The following is a 20475-nucleotide window of genomic DNA, read 5'->3' on the forward strand; positions in this document are numbered from 1 at the left end:
TTCTCCTCAGCGGAGCTGCCAATGGTAGTTGAGATTGCTCCAGCCGCCGTTCGACGTCTGATAATATTCCTGAGGCAGCTTCAACGGTGAACAGCCCTTGAACGCTGCAATCCCCAAATCGATCACGCGCGGCCCATAACGCGCATTGCCCGAATTGACACCTTCCTGCCGGACCACGCGCGGCTCGGCCGTCAGCGTGCCGTTGCGGTTGAGCCGCAGGTTGAGCACGGTGACGATCTCGTTCGCGCCCGGCCCCGGATTGACCTGCCGATCGGCGCACGGCTGGATCTGCCGCCGGATCGCGGCCTCGAGCCCGGCGAGCACCTGCGGGCTGACATTGGCGGCACTCGGCGTCTGCGATTTGCTGTCGGACGGCTGATCCGAAATACCCTTCAGGAAATCATCCCCGAGCCGCGACCCGCGCGGACGATCGCGCGTCGACGCGCTGTCGCTGCCGGTCGCCTTGGCGGTCGACGGTTTCTTCGCGGGCGGTGCGGCCTCGCGCTTGGCCGGCGTCGGCTTGGCGGGCTCGGGCTTTTGCGGCGCGACCTTCTTGGGCGGCTGCGGCGTGGCGACCGGCGCCGGTTTGGGCGGCGGCGCGGCCTCGGGCTGCGGCGTCGGCGGCAAGGGTTGCGGTGCGGCCTCCGCCGGAGCGGGCGCCGCGGCGTCTTCGGGCGCACCGAGATCGGGCGCGACCGATTCGGCCGGCGGCGTCGCCGTCGGCGCGCTCGATTCGAGCCCGATATTGTCGGTCAGCACGACATCCATCGGCGACGACGCGAGCTTCGACGGATTGGGGGTTGCCAGAAACCCGACCGAGAGCAGGCCGAACAGCACGGCATGCCCCGCAATCGCGACACCGAGCCCGGTTTTCTCCGCACGATCCATCAGGCCGTCCGTCCCGTCACTCGCGCTCCTCGCCCGTCGTCACCAAGGCGACGCGGTTGAGCCCGGCATGGTTCAATTCGCCCATCACGCGCATCACACGACCGTAATCGAGCGCACGATCGGCGCGCAGGAAGATCTGCGGCGGCTGATCGCCGGTAATCCCGGCGGCGATCTGCTGGAGCCGGCCCGGCAGCACGTCGGCGGGGATCTCATCCTCGTCGATGAACACGCGTCCGCTCTGGTCGAGCGCGATCTGGATCGGCTGTTGATCCTGATCGAGCGGGTTGGCGCGGCTGTCTGGCAGGTTCACCGGCACGCCCGCGGTAAGCAGCGGCGCGGTGACCATGAAGATGATGAGCAGCACCAGCATCACGTCGACCAGCGGCGTGACGTTGATCTCCGACATCGGCCCGCTTTGGCGCCGCCGGCGGCCGCGCTGCGAGGGAAGGTTCGTCGCCATCGGCTAGCCTTGCCCCTCAAGCTGGCGGCTGAGCGTGGTGTGGAAACCATCGGCGAAGCGATTGAGCCGGGCCTCGACGCGGTTGATGCCGTGGCCGAAGCGGTTGTACGCGATCACCGCGGGGATCGCCGCGAACAGGCCGATCGCGGTCGCGAACAGCGCCTCGGCGATGCCGGGCGCCACCACCGCGAGGCTCGACGATTGCGCCTGCGCGATACCGGTGAAGGCGCGCATGATGCCCCAGACGGTGCCGAACAGCCCGACGAACGGCGCCACCGAGCCAACCGTCGCGAGCACGTTCAGCCGATCCGACAACCGATCAATCTCGGTTGCGATCGCCGCCCCCATCGCGGTGGCGAGCCGTTCGCGCGTGCCCGCACGGTCGATCGTCTTGCCCCCGGTCGAGCGGCGCCATTCGGAGACGCCGGCGCCGAACACCCGCGCGATCGGCAGCGTGCTGTCCTTATGCATCCGGTGGAAGGCATCGATGTCGTCGGCCTTCCAGAAATCGCTTTCGAACTTCTCGCTGGTCCGGCGCAACTGGCCGATGCGGCGGCCGAAACCGAAAATGATCGCCCAGACCCAGATGCTGGCGGCCAGCAGGCCGAACATCACGATTTTCACCACCCAATCGGCCTGGAGGAACAAGGCGATCGGCGACAGCGTGGCGGCGTCGGTATTGAAGAACAGGTTCAAGGATTGTCTTCCTCTGCTGCGATCAGGCTCTCGAAAAGGTCGAGCCATTTTTTGGGTTGCCGGACCGGCCGACCGGAGGGTGCGACGAATGCCGCCACCACCGACGCATCCGCCAGTAACAGGGTATCGCGCCTTACTCGTTGATGAATGCGACAGGAAGCCGCGCCGTACGCGACGAGCCGAGAGACGACCACCAGTGCATCATCGAGCCGGGCGGGGGCGCGGTAGCGGATCGTGCATTCGCTGATCGCATAGGCGCCCAGCCCTTCTTCCCACGCCGCGCGCTGATCGACCCCGGCGAGCCGAAGCATGTCCGAGCGGGCGCGTTCCATATAGCGCAGGTAATTGGCGTGGTAGACGACCCCCGACAGATCGGTGTCCTCGAAATAGACGCGGCAGCCGAACCGGTGCTCGCGCCCGACGAAACGGCCCTGTGGGGGAATATCAGCAGCCGGATTCACCATCGTCTCCGGCCTGTAGCGGTACGCAGCGCGGGCGTGCAAGCCGTGTTGGCCGCGCCTATTTGCCCGCCTGATCGAACAGGCCGTCCTGGCTGCCCTCGGGTGGGTTGAGGCCGAGATGCTTCCACCCCGCCGCGTTGAGGCAGCGGCCGCGCGCGGTGCGCGCGACGAGCCCCAATTGGATCAGATAGGGCTCGATCACTTCCTCGACCGTATCGCGCGGCTCGGACAGGCCGGCGGCGAGCGTTTCGACGCCGACCGGACCGCCGCGATAGATGTCGGCGATCATGTGGAGATAGCGGCGATCCATCGCGTCGAGCCCGAGGCTATCGACTTCGAGCCGGTTGAGCGCGGCATCGGCGGCTTTGGCATCGACGCTGGGGGTGCCCGCGACATTGGCGAAATCGCGCACCCGCCGCAGCAGCCGCCCGGCGATGCGCGGCGTGCCGCGCGCGCGACGGGCGATCTCGTGTGCGCCATCGGGAGCGATGTGGAGATCGAGCAGCCGCGCGGCGCGGGTGACGACGTGTTCGAGCTCATCCACCGTATAGAAATGGAGCCGCACCGGGATGCCGAAGCGGTCGCGCAGCGGCGTCGTCAGCAACCCCTGCCGCGTGGTCGCGCCGACCAGCGTGAAGCGCGGCAGATCGATCCGGACCGAGCGCGCCGACGGGCCTTCGCCGATCATCAGATCGAGCGCGCGATCCTCCATCGCCGGATAGAGCACTTCCTCGACCGCGGGCGCGAGGCGGTGGATCTCGTCGATGAACAGGACGTCGCCATCCTCGAGATTGGTGAGCAGCGCCGCGAGATCGCCCGATTTGGCGATGACGGGGCCCGAGGTGGCGCGAAAACCCACCCCCATCTCGCGCGCGATGATCTGCGCGAGCGTGGTCTTGCCGAGCCCCGGCGGGCCGAAGAAGAGCACATGATCGAGCGCATCGCCGCGCCGGCGCGCCGCCTCGATAAACACGCGCAGATTCTCGCGCGCGCCCTTTTGCCCAACGAATTCGTCGAGATTTTTGGGACGCAGCGCGGCATCCATATCCTCGGGCTTGCGCTCGGCGGTCAGGAGGCGATCGGTATCAGTCACCCCGCCCCTCCCGCTTGTGGGAGAGGTCGGGGGAGAGCGTGTAGGCTAGACTTGGGCATCGCCGTCAAGGGCATGCCCTCCCCTAGCCCCTCCCGCAAGCGGGAGGGGGACATCACTTCGCCGCCTTTCTGAGCGCCAGCCGGACCAGCGCGTCGAGCGTGGCACCATTGCCGAGTTCCTCCTCGGCGGCGGCGACGGCGGCGGTGGCTTCGGCGGGTTTGAAACCGAGGTTGAGCAGCGCCGAGACGGCATCGGCACCGGCGCCGGTGGGAGCCGCAGCGCCCGACGCGCCGCCGAGCGCGAGCCCGCCGGTCTTGTCCTTCAATTCGTTGACGATGCGCTGGGCGAGCTTGGGGCCGACGCCATTGGCGCGCGTGACCATCGCCTTGTCGCCTTTGGCGATCGCGGCGTGGAGCTCGGCGGGCGCGAGCACCGAGAGGATCGCGAGCGCGACGCGCGCGCCGACGCCCTGCACCGTCGTCAGGAGCCGGAACCAGTCGCGTTCATCGGCATCGGCGAACCCCATCAGGCGGATCGCATCGGCCGATACCAGCATCTCGGTATGGATCGTCACCGCGCCGCCGACCGGGGGCAACGCCGACAGCGTGCGCCCCGACGCGCCGACCAGATAGCCGACGCCGTTCACGTCGATCACCGCATGATCGAGCGACGCGCTGGCGAGCGTGCCGGTGAGGTGCGCGATCACCGCAAAGGTTCCGAACGTTCCGGGAAAACGACAATGCGCGCTGCCCAACCGCGGGGAAGCGACGACACAAGCGAAGCATCAGGAGCGAAACCGGCCGGCATATCGGGTACGTAACAGGAACATGCGGCTGTAGGAAAGGGCTTTCGCGTTTTCGGCACGCGGCAGGTTCCGGTATCGACGCGCCTCGGACGGGAGCGCCCGTGGCGCGTTGCCCCCCAAAACGCGGCCGGGGTGACGGGGGAGTCGCGGTGGCACGCGCTTCTGGCGTACCAAGGGCGCCCGATTCGACGAAGGCACGAGACACCATGCGGCAGCGGATTGCGATCGTCTTCACCGCCATGCTCGCGCTGGCCGGGCTCGGCACGGTGGCGGGATGCGCGCGCGAGGCCAGCGCGCCGCTGGTGCTTGCCGCCGCCAGCTTGCAGGAAGCGATGACCGATGCCGCCGATGCCTGGGCGGCCAGGGGGCATCCGCGCCCGGTGGTATCGTTCGCCGCCAGTTCCGCACTCGCGCGGCAGATCGAAGCGGGGGCGCCGGCCGATCTGTTCGTCTCCGCCGACGAGGCATGGATGGATGCGCTGCAACAGCGCGGGCTGATCGTGCCCGCAAGCCGTGCCACCTTCCTCGGCAACCGGCTGGTGATCGTGACGGCCGACCGGCATATCGCGAGGGGGCCGGTCTCCGCGCTGCGCGACCGGCTGGCGTCGCAGCCGGTGGCGATGGCCGATACGAGCGCGGTGCCCGCGGGCCGATATGGCAAGGCTGCGCTGGAGCAGCTTGGGCTGTGGGAGGCGACGCAACCGCAGGTCGTTGCCGCCGAGAATGTCCGCGCGGCGCTGGCACTGGTCGAGCGCGGCGCGGCGCCGCTCGGGATCGTCTATGCGACCGACGCACGCGCCTCGGCCAAGGTGCGCGTGGTGGCGGTGTTCCCCGAGGCGAGCCACCCGCCGATCACCTATCCGATCGCGCGGCTGACCGCCGCGACCAGCCCCGATGCCGAGGGGTTCCGGCGGTTCCTCGTTTCGGCCGAAGGCAAGGCGATCTTCGCGCGCTACGGCTTCACGCCGCGTTGACGACGATCGTCATATTGCCTTCACCGTCATGCCGGACTTGTTCCGGCATCCAACGAGCGGCAAGAGGCGAGACGCCTTGATGTGTGGGACGTTGGACCCCGGAACACGTCCGGGGTGACGCCGGGGGGAATATGACGCCGCCATGACGCTCACGCCTGCCGAATGGACCGTCATCCTGCTGTCGCTCAAGGTCGGGGCGGTGGCGATGGCGGCAACGCTACCGGTGGCGTTCGCGCTGGCGTGGGTGCTCGCGCGCGCGCGGTTTCCCGGCAAAATCCTGCTCGACGCGCTGGTGCATCTGCCGCTGGTGCTGCCGCCGGTCGTCACCGGCTGGCTGCTGCTGATCGCGTTCGCCCCGACCGGGCCGCTGGGGGCGCTGCTCGCCGACTGGTTCGGCACCAGCGTGCTGTTCCGCTGGACAGGTGCTGCAATCGCGGCGGGGGTGATGGCACTGCCGCTGATGGTCCGCGCGATCCGACTGTCGATCGAGGCGGTCGACGGGCGGCTCGAGAGCGCGGCGCGCACGCTGGGCGCGCGCCCGGCGCGGGTGTTCTGGAGCGTGACCCTGCCGCTCAGCATCCCCGGCGTGCTCGCGGGGCTGGTGCTGGGCTTCGCGCGCTCGATCGGCGAGTTCGGCGCGACGATCACCTTCGTCTCGAACGTGCCCGGCGAGACCCGCACGCTGCCGCTGGCGATCTATTCGGCGCTCCAGCGCCCCAGTGGCGATGCCGAGGTGTTCCGGCTGGCGATGATCGCGGTGGCGCTGTCGCTGGTCGCGCTGGTCGCGAGCGAGGCACTGGCGCGGCGTAGCGGGCGGGGCACCCATGTCCTTTGAGCCGCTATCGTTCGAGATCGACGTCACGCGCCGGCTGGGCGACGTCCAGATCGGCACGGTGTTCGCCGTGGACGGCGGGCTGACGGTGCTGTTCGGCCCCTCGGGCATCGGCAAGACGAGCGTGCTCAACATGATCGCGGGGCTGCTCCGGCCCGATTGGGGATATGTGCGCGTCAGCGGCAAGACCTTGTTCGACGCCGCGGCGGGGATCGACCTGCCCCCCGAGGCGCGCCGCGCGGGCTATGTCTTTCAGGAGGCGCGGCTGTTCCCACACAAAAGGGTGCGCGCGAACCTGCTCTATGGCTGCCACCCCGGCGCAAGGCTCGGCTTCGGCGATACCGTGGAATTCCTGGGCATCGGGCATCTGCTCGAACGCTGGCCGCGCAGCTTATCGGGCGGCGAGGCGCGGCGGGTGGCGATCGGCCGCGCCTTGCTGTCGGGCGCGCGCTTCCTGCTGCTCGACGAGCCGCTGTCGTCGCTCGACCGCGCGCGGCGCGAGGAGATCATGCGCGCGATCCTCCATATCCGCGACCATGTGCGGCTGCCGATCCTGATGGTGACGCACGACCCCGAGGAAGCCGAGCGGCTGGGGACGCGGATCGTGCGGATGTGAGGCGGGTTCCCGCTGACGCCCTCTCCTCCGTTCGTGCTGAGCCTGTCGAAGCACCGTCCTGCGCTTTCCGGCCGAGAAGAAGGAGCGGCGCTTCGACAGGCTCAGGGCGAACGGAGTGCGCATAAAAAAAGCCGCCGCCCGGACCATCCCGAACGGCGGCTCCTTTGTTTCAGGCTGTGCTGAACGACCGGAGGATCACTCCTTGTTCAGGTAATCGCCCGCGGCTTCGTCGCTGCCGTCGCCCGACACTTCGACCTTTTCGAGCGCGTCGGCGGTGACCATCGCGTCGATCGGGTCCTGCGCCAGTTCGGCCTTGCGCTGCTGCTCCGCCGTTTCGGCGGCGATGAGCGCTTCCTGGAGCTTGCGCTGCTGCGCCCGGAGCGCGGCGTCGCGGCTGGTGGCGGCGATGCGCAGGCGGTTCATGCCCGCGCCCGTGCCCGCCGGGATCAGCCGGCCCACGATCACGTTCTCCTTGAGGCCGATCAGCGTGTCCTGCTTGCCCTGGACCGCCGCCTCGGTGAGGACGCGGGTGGTCTCCTGGAACGACGCCGCCGAGATGAAGCTGCGCGTTTGCAGCGACGCCTTGGTGATGCCGAGCAGGATCGGCTTGCCCTGCGCCGGCGTCTGCTTCTTGTCGAGCTTGGCGTTGATCGCGTCCATCTCCTCGCGATCGACCTGTTCGGCCGCGAGCAGCGTGGTGTCGCCGCCGTCGGTGATCTCGACCTTCTGCAGCATCTGGCGAACGATCACCTCGATGTGCTTGTCGTTGATCTTCACACCCTGGAGCCGATAGACCTCCTGAATCTCCGCGACCATATATTCGCTGAGCGCCTCGATGCCGAGGACTTCCAGAATGTCGTGCGGATCGGGGCTGCCGCCGATCAGATTGTCGCCACGCTTGACGTAATCGCCTTCCTGAACGTCGATCGCCTTCGACTTGGGCACCAGATATTCGACGATCTCGCCGCCATCCTCGGGCTGGATGCCGATCTTGCGCTTCGCCTTATAGTCCTTGCCGAACACCACCCGGCCGGTGACCTTGGCGATGATCGCATTTTCCTTGGGCTTGCGCGCCTCGAACAGCTCCGCCACGCGCGGCAGACCGCCGGTGATGTCACGCGTCTTGGCGCTTTCACGCGCCACACGCGCGAGCACGTCGCCCGCCATGACCTCGGCGCCATCCTCGACCGAGATCACCGCGCCCGCCGCGAGGACATAGCGCCCCGCCTCGCCCGATTCGCTGTCGAGCAACGTCAGCCGCGGCCGCAGATCTTCCTTCGAGCGCGTGGTTGCGCGATATTCGGTGACGACGCGCTGGGTGATGCCCGTGGTCTCGTCGGCCTGCTCGGTGAGCGTCTTGCCGTCGACGAGATCCTGGTACTTCACCGTGCCGGGCGTATCGGTGATCACCGGCATGGTGAACGGGTCCCACTCGGCCATGCGATCGCCCTTGGTGACGATATGGCCGTCGTCGAACATCAGATAGGCGCCGTACGGGATGCGATGCACCGCGCGCTCACGGCCGTCCTCGTCGAGGATCGCCAGTTCGCCCGAACGGCTGGTGACCACGCGACGACCGCGCTGATCCTCGATCACGCGCAGATCGCGGAACTCGACCTTGCCGTCCGACGGCGCTTCGAGGTTCGACTGCTCGTTGAGCTGCGCCGCGCCGCCGATGTGGAAGGTCCGCATCGTCAACTGGGTGCCCGGTTCACCGATCGACTGCGCCGCAATGACACCGACCGCCTCGCCGATGTTCACCGGCGTCCCGCGCGCGAGATCGCGGCCGTAGCATTTGGCGCACACGCCGATCTTGGCCTCGCACACCAGCGGCGAGCGGATCTTGACGCCCTGCACGCCGATCGCCTCGATCTGCGCGATCATCGCCTCGTCGAGCAGCGTGCCCGTCGCGATGATGACCTCGCCCGACTTGGCATCGACGATATCCTCGGCCGTGGTGCGGCCCAGGATACGCTCGCCGAGCGACGCGATCGTGCTGCCGCCCTGAACGATTGCCTTCATTTCGAGCGCGCGGATGGTGCCGCAATCTTCCTCGACGATCGTGCAATCCTGGCTGACGTCGACCAGACGCCGCGTCAGATAGCCTGAGTTGGCGGTCTTGAGCGCGGTATCCGCGAGGCCCTTGCGGGCGCCGTGGGTCGAGTTGAAATATTCAAGGACGGTCAGGCCTTCCTTGAAGTTCGAGATGATCGGCGTCTCGATGATCTCGCCCGACGGCTTGGCCATCAGCCCGCGCATGCCCGCAAGCTGCTTCATCTGCGCCTGCGAACCACGCGCCCCCGAGTGCGCCATCATGTAGATCGAGTTGATCGGCAGTTCGCGGCCCGTTTCGGGATCGCGCTTCACCGCCTTGATCTCGTCCATCATCGCGTTCGCGACCTGATCGCCGCAGCGGCTCCAGGCGTCGATCACCTTGTTGTACTTTTCCTGCTGGGTGATCAGGCCGTCCTGATATTGCTGCTCGTAATCCTTCACGAGCGCGCGCGTCTCCTCGACCATCGCTTCCTTGGCGGCGGGGATGACCATGTCGTCCTTGCCGAACGAGATGCCGGCCTTGAACGCGTGGCGGAAGCCGAGGCTCATGATCGCATCGGCGAACAGCACGGTCTCCTTCTGGCCGGTGTGGCGATAGACCTCGTCGATCACGTCGCCCACGTCCTTCTTGGTGAGCAGGCGATTGACGATGTCGAACGGCACCTTGAAGCTCTTGGGCAGGCACTCGCCGAGCAGCATCCGGCCCGGCGTCGTCTCATAGCGCTTGAGGTAGGTATTCCCTTCCTCGTCGGTCTGCGGGACGCGGCTGGTGATCCGGCTGTGCAGCGTCACCGCACCGGCGTTGAGCGCCTGGTGTACCTCCTGCAGATCGGCGAGGATCATGCCCTCGCCGGGCTCGCCTTCCTTGAGCATCGAGATGTAATAGAGCCCGAGCACCATATCCTGCGACGGCACGATGATCGGCTTGCCGTTGGCGGGGCTGAGGATGTTGTTGGTCGACATCATCAGCACGCGCGCTTCCAACTGAGCCTCGAGGCTCAGCGGCACGTGGACGGCCATCTGGTCGCCGTCGAAATCGGCGTTGAACGCCGAGCAGACCAGCGGGTGAAGCTGGATCGCCTTGCCCTCGATCAGCACCGGCTCGAACGCCTGGATGCCCAGACGGTGGAGCGTCGGCGCGCGGTTGAGCATCACCGGATGCTCGCGGATCACCTCGTCGAGGATGTCCCAGACTTCCTTGCGCTCTTTCTCGACCCACTTTTTCGCCTGCTTGAGCGTCATCGACAGGCCCTTGGCGTCAAGCCGGGCGTAGATGAACGGCTTGAACAGTTCGAGCGCCATCTTCTTGGGCAGGCCGCACTGGTGCAGCTTGAGTTCCGGCCCGGTCACGATCACCGAACGGCCCGAATAGTCGACGCGCTTGCCCAGAAGGTTCTGGCGGAAGCGGCCCTGCTTGCCCTTGAGCATGTCCGACAGCGACTTGAGCGGCCGCTTGTTGGCGCCGGTGATCGTGCGGCCACGGCGGCCGTTATCGAACAGCGCATCGACGGCTTCCTGCAACATACGCTTTTCGTTGCGGACGATGATGTCCGGCGCGCGCAGTTCCATGAGCCGCTTGAGGCGGTTGTTGCGGTTGATCACGCGGCGATACAGGTCGTTCAGATCCGACGTCGCGAAGCGGCCGCCATCGAGCGGCACCAGCGGGCGCAGCTCGGGCGGGATCACCGGGATGACTTCGAGGATCATCCACTCCGGGCGGTTGCCCGATTCGAGGAAGCTCTCGACGACCTTCAGACGCTTGATGATCTTCTTGGGCTTGAGTTCCGACTTGGTGACCGCGAGCTCGTCGAGCAGCTGCTGCTTCTCGCCTTCGAGATCGAGGCTTTCGAGCATGATGCGCACGGCCTCGGCGCCGATCCCGGCCGAGAAGGCGTCCTCGCCATATTCGTCCTGCGCTTCGAGCAGCTCATCCTCGGTGAGGAGCTGGAACTTTTCGAGCGGGGTCAGCCCCGGCTCGATCACGATATACGCCTCGAAATAGAGCACGCGCTCGAGCTGCTTCAACTGCATGTCGAGCAGCAGGCCGATGCGGCTCGGCAGCGACTTCAGGAACCAGATGTGCGCGACGGGTGCGGCGAGCTCGATATGGCCCATCCGTTCACGGCGGACCTTCGAGACGGTGACCTCGACGCCGCACTTCTCACAGACGATGCCCTTGTATTTCATGCGCTTGTACTTGCCGCACAGGCATTCGTAATCCTTGATCGGGCCAAAAATGCGCGCGCAGAACAGGCCGTCACGCTCGGGCTTGAACGTGCGGTAGTTGATCGTCTCGGGCTTCTTGATCTCACCGAACGACCACGAGCGGATGCGATCCGGCGAGGCGATGCCGATTTGAATCTGGTCGAAGGTCTCGGGCTTCTGGGCCTGATTGGCGAAGGGGGTCAGTTCGTTCATGGTTCAATTTCCTCTGAGGGAAAATCGCGGGACAAGAGCGCGGGACGTGGGGGCGATGATGAGCGCCGCCCCTTGAAGGGCAGCGCTCACCCGATCATTCGGCCGCGATCGCCGGCTGTCCGTCGTCGTCGCTCTCGTCGGTGGTGAGTTCGACGTTGAGGCCGAGGCTGCGCATTTCCTTGACGAGCACGTTGAAGCTCTCGGGAATGCCGGCCTCGAACGTGTCGTCGCCCTTGACGATCGCCTCATAGACCTTGGTGCGGCCAACCACGTCGTCGGACTTCACCGTCAGCATTTCCTGCAAGGTGTAGGCGGCGCCATAGGCCTGGAGCGCCCACACCTCCATTTCACCGAAGCGCTGGCCGCCGAACTGCGCCTTACCGCCCAGCGGCTGCTGAGTGACGAGGCTGTACGGCCCGATCGAGCGGGCGTGGATCTTGTCGTCGACCAGATGGTGCAGCTTGAGCATGTAGATGATGCCCACCGTCACCTTGCGATCGAACTGTTCGCCGGTGCGGCCGTCGTAGAGAACCGACTGGCCCGACGGATCGAGCCCGGCCATCGTCAGCATCGTCGACACATCGCCTTCGCGGGCGCCGTCGAACACCGGGGTGCCCATCGGGATGCCCGTCGCCACATTCTGCACCAGTTCGATGATCTGGTTGCGGTCACGCGAATCGATGTCGTCCGCATAGTGATCGCCATAGATCTCCTTGAGCCGCGCCTTCACCGCATCGGGCATCGCGCCCGGCGCCGGATCGGGATTGGCCTCACGCCATTCCTCGAGCGCCTGCGATACCTGGTGGCCCAGTTCGCGCGCCGCCCAGCCGAGATGCGTCTCGAAAATCTGGCCGACGTTCATGCGGCTGGGCACGCCCAGCGGGTTGAGCACGATATCGACCGGCGTGCCGTCCGCAAGGAACGGCATGTCTTCCTGCGGCAGGATGCGGCTGACCACACCCTTATTGCCGTGGCGGCCGGCCATCTTGTCGCCCGGCTGCATCTTGCGCTTCACCGCGACGAAGACCTTGACCATCTTGAGCACGCCCGGCGGCAGTTCGTCGCCCCGCTCGAGCTTCTCGCGGCGATCCTCGAACTTCTCGCGGATATGCTTGGCGGCCTCGTCATACTGCGCCTTGACGGCTTCGAGATCGCCCTGGACCTTGTCGTCCTGCACCGCGAACTTCCACCATTCGTGGCGATCGACGCTGTCGAGCAGCTCGACGGTGATCTCGCTGCCCTTCTTGATGCCCTTGGGCGCGGCGGTCGCGACCTGGCCGAGCAGCATTTCCTTGAGGCGGCTCCAGGTGGCGCGGTTGAGGATCGAGCGTTCGTCGTCCGAATCCTTCTTGAGGTGCTCGATCTCCTCGCGCTCGATCGCCATCGCGCGCTCGTCCTTGTCGATGCCGTGGCGGTTGAACACCCGCACCTCGACGATCGTCCCCGACACGCCGGGCGGCAGGCGGAGCGACGTATCGCGCACGTCCGACGCCTTTTCACCGAAGATCGCGCGGAGGAGCTTTTCCTCCGGCGTCATCGGGCTTTCGCCCTTCGGCGTGATCTTGCCGACCAGAATGTCGCCCGGCTCCACTTCGGCGCCGATATAGACGATCCCCGCCTCATCGAGGTTGCGCAGCGCTTCCTCGCCGACATTGGGGATGTCGCGGGTGATGTCTTCGGGCCCGAGCTTGGTGTCGCGGGCCATCACCTCGAATTCGTCGATATGGATCGAGGTGAAGACGTCGTCCTTCACGATCCGCTCGGAAAGCAGGATCGAATCCTCGTAATTATAGCCGTTCCACGGCATGAACGCGACCAGCGCGTTGCGGCCGAGCGCCAGCTCGCCGAATTCGGTCGACGGACCATCGGCGATGACGTCGCCGACATTGACCGCGTCGCCCACCTTCACCAGCGGCCGCTGGTTGATGCAGGTCGACTGGTTCGAGCGCTGGAACTTCATCAGCGTGTAGATGTCGACGCCCGACTTGCCGGCATCGACCTCACCGGTGGCGCGGATCACGATGCGCGCGGCATCGACCTGATCGACCACGCCCGAGCGCTTGGCGGCGATCGCCGCACCCGAATCGCGGGCGACGGTCTCTTCCATGCCGGTGCCGACGAACGGCGCCTCGGCCCGAACCAGCGGCACCGCCTGGCGCTGCATGTTCGAACCCATCAGCGCGCGGTTGGCGTCGTCGTTCTCGAGGAATGGAATCAGCGAGGCGGCGACCGAGACGAGCTGCTTGGGGCTGACGTCCATCAGCGTGATCGTGTCGCGCATCGCCATCAGGAATTCGCCCGCCTGACGCGACGAGACGATCTCCTCGACGAAGCCGCCCTCGGCGTTCAGCTCGGCATTGGCCTGCGCGATGGTGTGCTTCTGCTCTTCCATCGCCGACAGATAGACGACGTCATCGGTCACCTTGTTGTCGATGACCTTGCGGTACGGCGTCTCGATGAAGCCGTATTTGTTGACGCGGCTGAACGATGCGAGGCTGTTGATCAGCCCGATGTTCGGGCCTTCGGGCGTCTCGATCGGGCAGATACGGCCATAGTGCGTCGGGTGAACGTCGCGGACCTCGAAGCCCGCGCGCTCGCGGGTCAGACCGCCCGGCCCGAGCGCCGAGACGCGGCGCTTGTGGGTGACTTCGGACAGCGGGTTGGTCTGGTCCATGAACTGCGAGAGCTGCGACGAGCCGAAGAACTCGCGCACCGCGGCGACCGCGGGCTTGGCGTTGATCAGGTCGTTCGGCATCACCGTCGACACATCGACCGACGACATGCGCTCCTTGACGGCGCGCTCCATGCGCAGCAGGCCGACGCGATACTGGTTCTCGAGCAGTTCGCCCACCGAGCGCACGCGGCGGTTGCCGAGGTTATCGATATCGTCGATCTCGCCCTTGCCGTCCTTCAGATCGACCAGCGTCTTGACGACCGCAAGGATGTCCTCGGTGCGCAGCGTCGTCACCGTATCTTCGACGTCGAGATCGAGGCGCATGTTGAGCTTGACGCGCCCCACCGCCGACAGATCGTAGCGATCGGGATCGAAGAACAGGCCGGAGAACAGCGCCTCGGCGGTCTCCAGCGTCGGCGGCTCGCCGGGGCGCATCACGCGATAGATGTCGGAAAGCGCCTGCTCGCGCTCCTCGGCCTTGTCGGCCTTGAGCGTGTTGCGAATCCAGGGGCCCGTCGTGACGTGATCGATATCGAGCAATTCGATGCGATCGATGCCCGCCGCATCGAGCTTTTCGAGATTCTCGGGCGACACTTCGTCACCCGCCTCGATGTAGATTTCGCCGGTGGTCTCGTTGATCAGATCGAGCGCCGAATAGCGGCCGAAAATCTCCTCGGTCGGGATCAGCAGCGTTTCGAGCCCGTCCTTGGCGGCCTTGTTCGCCGCGCGCGGCGAGATCTTCTGGCCCACCGGGAACATGACTTCGCCAGTCTTGGCGTCGACGATGTCGTAGGTCGGCTTGACGCCGCGCCAGTTCTCGGCCGCGAACGGAATCTGCCAGCCGCCCTCACCGCGCACATAGGTGACACGGTTGTAGAAGTGATTGAGGATTTCCTCGCTGGTGAGGCCGAGGGCGTAGAGCAGCGCGGTGACCGGCAGCTTGCGCTTGCGATCGATGCGGACGTTGACGATGTCCTTGGCGTCGAACTCGAAATCGAGCCACGAGCCGCGATACGGGATCACCCGCGCCGCGAACAGATATTTGCCCGACGAGTGCGTCTTGCCGCGATCATGATCGAACAGCACGCCCGGCGACCGGTGCATCTGGCTGACGATCACACGCTCGGTGCCGTTGATGATGAACGTCCCGTTCGACGTCATCAGCGGCATATCGCCCATGTAGACGTCCTGCTCCTTGATATCGAGCACCGAGCGGGCCTCGGTATCGGGATCGACCTCGAACACGATCAGCCGCAGCGTCACGCGCATCGGCGCGGCATAGGTGATGCCGCGCTGGCGGCACTCGTCGGTGTCGAACTTGGGCGGCTCAAGCTCGTAATTGACGAAATCGAGCTCGGCAGTGCCAGCGAAATCGCGGATCGGGAACACGCTGCGCAGCGTCTTTTCCAGCCCCGAGACATAGCTGATCGCGGGATCGGACCGCAGGAACTGTTCGTAGGATTCGCGCTGAACCTCGATCAGGTTCGGCATCTGCACCACTTCGTGGATGTTGCCGAACACCTTGCGGAGGCGGCGCTTGTGCGTACCGCCGTCGATCACCTTGGTTGCCATGTGGAGATTCGCCCTCACAAAAAGAATCGTCGTGTCGCCGGCCCGATTCGCCGGCACGCGTGCACGCGAAACGACGCCAAAAAAGCCACGCGCCTTCCTCGCCGGAAGACGGCAGCTTTCAAGCGTCGTATGAAACCGCGATCCCCTATCCGCCTGATGCGCTGCGCGACGGCGCATCATTTCCCGGAGATTGCGACGGCTGGCGATATAGGGACGCAGACCAAACGTGTCAATTGCGCCACATCGGCGCACGTTTCGGCGCGGCTTCGCCCCGTTCCGGCGCAGCCGCCGCCCTGCGCGCGCCGCAGTTGGCAAGCGTTCAGCTTGACGCGCCTAGGCGAGGCCGTTCACCGGGGATGTGATGATTTCGCACCGATCGTTCGTGGCCACGGGCCTTGTCGGGCTGGCGCTCGCCGGCGGGCCGGCGCGTGCGCAGGACCAGGCCCAGACACCGCAGACCCCGCCGGCGGAAACCACGCTGCCGAACACCATTCCCGGCCTCGAGAATTTCAGCCTGCCGCCGTCGAACGATCGACTGCGCGCACCGCAAAACACACCCCGCACCGCGCCGACACCGCGCGCCAGCACGGCGCCCACCGCCACGCCGCCACCCGCCCCGACGCCCCGCGCGTCGCCGCTGATGATCCAGCCGCTGCCGACGCCGAGTGCGGCGCCGCTGCCACAGCGCACCCCGGCGCCGCGCGCGACCGCGGCCCCCATGCAGGCGCCGACCGCGACGCCTCCCCCCGAGCCGCAGGCCGAAGCGACGCCCGCCCCGATCCCGGTCGCCGCGCCGTCGCCCGTCGCCTCACCCGTGCCGACCCCTATCGCCACCGCGACACCGCTGGCCGACACGCCCGACGGCCCGAACGGGCGATCGCTGCTGCCGCTGGTGCTGGTGTTGCTCGCGATCGTGGTGGTCGGGCTCGCCTGGTTGTGGCTGGCGCGCCGTCGCGCCGGCCCTGACGCCGAGGACGCGGCAGCCGATACCGCAGCCGAGCCGATCGCGCCGTTGCCGTCCCGCGCTGCCCAACGGCCCCGGCTCGATCTGGGCTTCCGTCCTCGGCGCGCGGGGATGAATGTGCTCAGCGCCGCGGTCGATTACGAACTGGTGGTGCGCAACCAGGGCGACGCTGCCGCGCGCGACGTGCGGATTGCGTTGCAGCTTTTCACCGCGGGCGACCATCACGACGCCGAGTTGCGTGATTATCTCGACGACCCCGTCGAGGCGCCGATCGTCGCCGCGTTCGATCTTGCCGCCGGCGAAACCAGGACGGTGCGGGCGATCGCGCTGCTGCCCAAGGAAGCTGTCAACGTCGTCACCGTGCAGGGGCGGCCGATGTTCGTGCCGCTGGTCGCGATCAACGCGCTCTATCACTGGGGGACCGACCAGCACGGCCAGACCGCGACCAGCCATGTCGTCGGCATCGCCCAGCCGGGCTCCGCCAAGATGCAGCCCTTCTGGCTCGATGCCCCGGCCCGGATGTACGATCGCGTCGGCGAACATGCCCATGCGATTGCGTTGACGCGGTAGAGTGATTTCGAGCCAGATGGAATCATCTGGCAACTCCGAAATTGCGACAAACAAAAGATAATCCAGTGACGCTCCGGTTCAATGAGAACCGGACCGACGCCAGTCATTCAGTTCCGGTATCTGGCGGATTGGATTGACGATGAAGCGTTCTGGCTCTGACGCCCAGGTTTTGACGATATATTCGTAGGGTGTGAGGCCGCTGAGCGTCTTGAGCCGGCGCGCAAAGTTGTAGGCCGCCAAAAAGTCGGCGAGGTGCACCCGTAATTCGCCATGGCTGGCGTAGTGGAAGCGTTTGACGGTTGCATCTTTGATCGTGCGGTTCATCCGCTCGACCTGCCCGTTGGTCCAAGGATGGCTTGGCTTGGTGAGCCGATGCTCGATGCCGACGAACAGGTAAAGCCTGCCTTCAGCGGTCTGGACCTCCGCGATATCCTCGTGAAAGTTGATCCCCAGTGCTCGGCTCACCGCCGCGAGCGACGCTTGCGATCGCTGTATTGCTGCTCGGACGGCGTGCATGGTCGTGGCGCTCCCGTGACATACCTGTCCTACAAGGCTTCCGCCCATGCCAACGAAAGCAGCGCACCATCAAACCGTGGGATCAAACAGTTAGGCGCCGGTTTACAGCGCGTCGCGGCGCAAGGCCTCTGCAAGCGCATCGCGGATCGCGCGCAACGGCGCGGCGTCGATCGCGGCGCCTGCCCCGCTATCGGCCGCGACCGCGGGCGTCGCAGCCTTGCTCGCAAGCAATTGCTGGACGCCCTTGATCGTATAGCCCTCGCGATTGAGCAACGCGTCGATCCGCCGTACCAGCGCGACATCGTCGGGCCGGTAATAACGGCGGTTGCCCGCCCGCTGGAGCGGACGCAACTGGGGAAAGCGCGTTTCCCAATAGCGCAGGATATGCTGGGGGAGCCCCGTTTCCCGCGAAAGCTCCCCGATCGTGCGGAATGCGGTGTCGGCCTTGTCGTGCGTGCCGGCCACCGTCCGGGTCACCCCGCCGCGACGATGCGGTCGCGCATCATCTGGCTGGCCCGGAACGTCAGCACCCGGCGCGGTGCAATCGGCACCTCGACCCCGGTCTTGGGATTGCGGCCGATCCGTTCCCCCTTGTCGCGCAGCACGAAAGTGCCGAATCCCGAAATCTTGACGTTCTCGCCACCGGCGAGCGCGTTGCACATCCGCCCCAGAATGTTTTCAACCATTCTGGCCGAATCGGCACGCGACAGGCCCACCTGCCGATGGATCGCATCGGCTAGATCGGCCCTGGTCATCGTTCCCGCATCACTCATGACATCGCTTCTCCCCACCACCCTGGTGTTATGAGTAACACAGGCGACAAGCCTCGTGAAAGAGGCATTATTATGGTTAACGCGCGCAGTGCCCCGCGTCAGAAACGGACGACCGCCGCCCCCCAGGTGAAACCGCCGCCCATCGCCTCGAGGACGATCACGTCGCCGGGCTTGATTCGGCCGTCGCGTACCGCCGTATCGAGCGCCAGCGGCACCGAAGCCGCCGACGTATTGGCGTGATCGGCGACGGTAACGACCACCTTCTCGGGCGCCAGCCCGAGCTTGCGCGCGGTCGCATCGAGGATGCGGGCATTGGCCTGGTGCGGCACCACCCAATCGACCTCGGCAGCGCCGAGCCCGGCGGCGGCGAGCGATTCCTCCATCACCGCGGCAAGGTTGACCACCGCGTGCCGGAACACTTCGCGCCCCTTCATGCGGAGCTTGCCGACCGTCCCCGTGGTCGAGGGGCCGCCATCGACATAAAGCATGTCGTTGTAGCGGCCATCGGCATGGAGCCGGGTGGTCAAAATACCGCGTCCGTCCGCATCGCCGGTATCCTGCGCCTCGAGCACGATCGCGCCCGCGCCGTCACCGAACAGCACGCAGGTGCCGCGATCTTCCCAATCGAGAATCCGGCTGAAGGTTTCGGCACCGATCACCAGCGCACGGCGGTGAACCCCGGCGCGCAGCATCGAATCGGCAACCTGGATCGCATAGAGAAAGCCCGAGCACACCGCCGCGACATCGAACGCGACACAATCGGCGATGCCGAGCATCGCCTGGACCTTGGTCGCCGACGACGGAAAGGTCTGATCGGGGGTCGCGGTGGCGAGCACGATCAGATCGATATCGTGTGCGGCAACCCCCGACGCCGCGAGCGCCGCCTTGGCGGCATCGGCGGCGAGCGTTGCCGTGGTTTCGTCGGGGCCGGCGATGTGTCGGAATCGAATCCCCGTCCGCTCGACGATCCATTCGTCCGACGTATCGACGGTTTCGGCAAGCTCGGCGTTCGAGACGCGCCGCGCGGGCAGCGCCGAGCCGGTACCGATGATGACCGAGCGCAATGTCATGCCGCCTCCGCCCGGATATTGCCGAGATCCTCGAGAATGCGACGGGCGAGATCGTCGCGCACCATCTTGGCCGCCGCACCGATCGCGGTGGCGACGCCCAACTCGGTCGCGCCGCCGTGGCTTTTGACGACCAGCCCGTTGAGCCCGAGGAACACCGCACCATTATGGCTGTTGGGATCGAGCCGGTTGCGCAGCAGATCGGTCGCGGGCTTCGAGATCAGGAAACCGATTTTCGAGCGCGTCGAACTGCTGAACGCGCGGCGCAGCAGATCGGCAACGAAGCGCGCGGTGCCTTCGGCGGTCTTGAGTGCGATATTGCCCGAAAAGCCGTCGCACACGATCACGTCGACTTCGCCGCGCGACAGCCGGTCGCCTTCGATGAAGCCGGTGAAATTGAGCGGCAGATGATCGGCGCCGCGCAGCACGGCGGCGGCATCGCGGATCGTGTCGGTGCCCTTTTGATCCTCGGTGCCGATGTTGAGCAGCGCGACGCGCGGCCGCGCGAGATCCATCGCGGTGCGCGCATAGGCCGCGCCCATCACCGCGAACTGGACAAGATTGCGCGCATCGCATTCGGTGTTGGCGCCGAGATCGAGCACCACGACATCATTGTCGCCCAGCGTCGGCAGCATCGCGGCGAGCGCGGGGCGATCGATCCCCGGCATGGTGCGCAGGCTGAGCTTGGCCATCGCCATCAGCGCGCCGGTATTGCCCGACGAGACGGCAGCGCCCGCGCGGCCCTGCTTCACCATATCGATGGCGATTCCCATCGACGTGGTCTTGGCGCGGCGGATCGCCTGGCTCGGGCGCTCGCTCGACCCGATCATGTCGGGCGCATGGACGATTTCCGAATGCGCCGTCAGATTGGGGTGATTCTCGAGACCGGCACGAATCTTCTCCTCGTCACCGACGAGGATGAACTTCATGCCTTCGAATCGGCGACGCGCACGCGCAACACCAGCGAGCATCACCGCCAGCCCCTCGTCGCCGCCCATCGCATCGACGGCAATCCGGGAGTTGGTCGACACGCGCGCTGGT

At 66.4% G+C, this 20475-nt stretch carries 16 protein-coding genes and 1 pseudogene; 4 read left to right on the top strand and 13 right to left on the bottom strand.

The genetic code is table 11. The features are described from left to right. Positions 1 to 6: 6 nt before the first annotated feature. The 6 genes from tolA to ruvA form a co-directional block, all read right to left on the bottom strand. Positions 7 to 888, bottom strand: a complete 882-nt coding sequence (tolA, locus tag NFE57_RS08165; protein WP_252135084.1) for a cell envelope integrity protein TolA — start codon at positions 886 to 888, stop codon at positions 7 to 9. A gap of 16 nt (positions 889 to 904) precedes the next feature. Then, positions 905 to 1348, bottom strand: a complete 444-nt coding sequence (tolR, locus tag NFE57_RS08170) for a protein TolR (RefSeq protein ID WP_252135085.1) — start codon at positions 1346 to 1348, stop codon at positions 905 to 907. 3 nt (positions 1349 to 1351) lie between these two features. Further along, a complete protein-coding gene (gene tolQ, locus NFE57_RS08175) occupies positions 1352 to 2044 on the bottom strand; it encodes a protein TolQ (protein ID WP_252135086.1) in 693 nt (230 codons plus the stop codon). Further along, positions 2041 to 2508, bottom strand: coding sequence for a YbgC/FadM family acyl-CoA thioesterase (locus NFE57_RS08180; protein ID WP_252135235.1), 468 nt, complete (start codon positions 2506 to 2508; stop codon positions 2041 to 2043). Before NFE57_RS08180 ends, tolQ begins: the two co-directional genes overlap by 4 nt. Before the next feature lie 55 nt (positions 2509 to 2563). Further along, positions 2564 to 3598 carry a Holliday junction branch migration DNA helicase RuvB gene (gene ruvB, locus NFE57_RS08185; protein ID WP_252135087.1) on the bottom strand — a complete coding sequence of 345 codons (1035 nt, stop codon included), beginning with the start codon at positions 3596 to 3598 and terminating at the stop codon, positions 2564 to 2566. Between the two features lie 112 nt (positions 3599 to 3710). Beyond that, complete coding sequence (gene ruvA, locus NFE57_RS08190) at positions 3711 to 4304, bottom strand: Holliday junction branch migration protein RuvA (RefSeq protein ID WP_252135088.1); 594 nt, start codon at positions 4302 to 4304, stop codon at positions 3711 to 3713. A gap of 305 nt (positions 4305 to 4609) precedes the next feature. On the opposite strand from ruvA, the gene modA reads away from it, so the two are divergent. The 3 genes from modA (at position 4610) to NFE57_RS08205 (ending at position 6825) form a co-directional block, all read left to right on the top strand. Next, the gene (modA, locus tag NFE57_RS08195) at positions 4610 to 5377 is read left to right on the top strand and encodes a molybdate ABC transporter substrate-binding protein (protein ID WP_382280012.1); all 768 of its coding nucleotides are present in this window, start codon (positions 4610 to 4612) and stop codon (positions 5375 to 5377) included. Positions 5378 to 5519: 142 nt separating this feature from the next. Next, positions 5520 to 6212 carry a molybdate ABC transporter permease subunit gene (modB, locus tag NFE57_RS08200; protein WP_252135089.1) on the top strand — a complete coding sequence of 231 codons (693 nt, stop codon included), beginning with the start codon at positions 5520 to 5522 and terminating at the stop codon, positions 6210 to 6212. Next, positions 6202 to 6825: an ATP-binding cassette domain-containing protein gene (locus NFE57_RS08205; protein WP_252135090.1), complete on the top strand. Its 624-nt coding sequence runs from the start codon at positions 6202 to 6204 to the stop codon at positions 6823 to 6825. Before modB ends, NFE57_RS08205 begins: the two co-directional genes overlap by 11 nt. A 195-nt stretch (positions 6826 to 7020) precedes the next feature. Here the strand turns inward: NFE57_RS08205 and rpoC are convergent, their stop codons facing one another. Next, on the bottom strand, positions 7021 to 11298 hold the full coding sequence (rpoC, locus tag NFE57_RS08210; RefSeq protein WP_252135091.1) for a DNA-directed RNA polymerase subunit beta': 4278 nt from the start codon (positions 11296 to 11298) through the stop codon (positions 7021 to 7023). 94 nt (positions 11299 to 11392) lie between these two features. Beyond that, positions 11393 to 15544: a DNA-directed RNA polymerase subunit beta gene (gene rpoB / locus NFE57_RS08215; RefSeq protein WP_252135092.1), complete on the bottom strand. Its 4152-nt coding sequence runs from the start codon at positions 15542 to 15544 to the stop codon at positions 11393 to 11395. A 382-nt stretch (positions 15545 to 15926) separates the two neighbouring features. Here rpoB and NFE57_RS08220 point away from each other — a divergent pair, with 382 nt between their 5' ends. After that, entirely contained in the window at positions 15927 to 17078 is a 1152-nt protein-coding gene (locus NFE57_RS08220; RefSeq protein ID WP_252135093.1) for a hypothetical protein, read from the top strand. 78 nt (positions 17079 to 17156) lie between these two features. Here the strand turns inward: NFE57_RS08220 and NFE57_RS08225 are convergent. From NFE57_RS08225 to plsX, 5 genes and pseudogenes are all read right to left on the bottom strand, one after another. Next, positions 17157 to 17519 (bottom strand): annotated as a pseudogene (locus NFE57_RS08225) (integrase core domain-containing protein); the annotation flags it as partial. Positions 17520 to 17696: 177 nt separating this feature from the next. Continuing rightward, entirely contained in the window at positions 17697 to 18071 is a 375-nt protein-coding gene (locus NFE57_RS08230; RefSeq protein WP_252135094.1) for a MerR family transcriptional regulator, read from the bottom strand. After that, on the bottom strand, positions 18068 to 18367 hold the full coding sequence (locus NFE57_RS08235; RefSeq protein ID WP_252135095.1) for an integration host factor subunit alpha: 300 nt from the start codon (positions 18365 to 18367) through the stop codon (positions 18068 to 18070). Before NFE57_RS08235 ends, NFE57_RS08230 begins: the two co-directional genes overlap by 4 nt. 98 nt (positions 18368 to 18465) lie before the next feature. Next, on the bottom strand, positions 18466 to 19437 hold the full coding sequence (locus NFE57_RS08240; protein ID WP_286207742.1) for a beta-ketoacyl-ACP synthase III: 972 nt from the start codon (positions 19435 to 19437) through the stop codon (positions 18466 to 18468). Beyond that, positions 19434 to 20465, bottom strand: coding sequence for a phosphate acyltransferase PlsX (gene plsX, locus NFE57_RS08245; RefSeq protein WP_252135096.1), 1032 nt, complete (start codon positions 20463 to 20465; stop codon positions 19434 to 19436). Before plsX ends, NFE57_RS08240 begins: the two co-directional genes overlap by 4 nt. Positions 20466 to 20475: the final 10 nt, after the last annotated feature.

It is taken from the genome of Hephaestia sp. MAHUQ-44 (genome assembly GCF_023806085.1).
Classification (GTDB): Bacteria; Pseudomonadota; Alphaproteobacteria; order Sphingomonadales; family Sphingomonadaceae; genus Sphingomonas.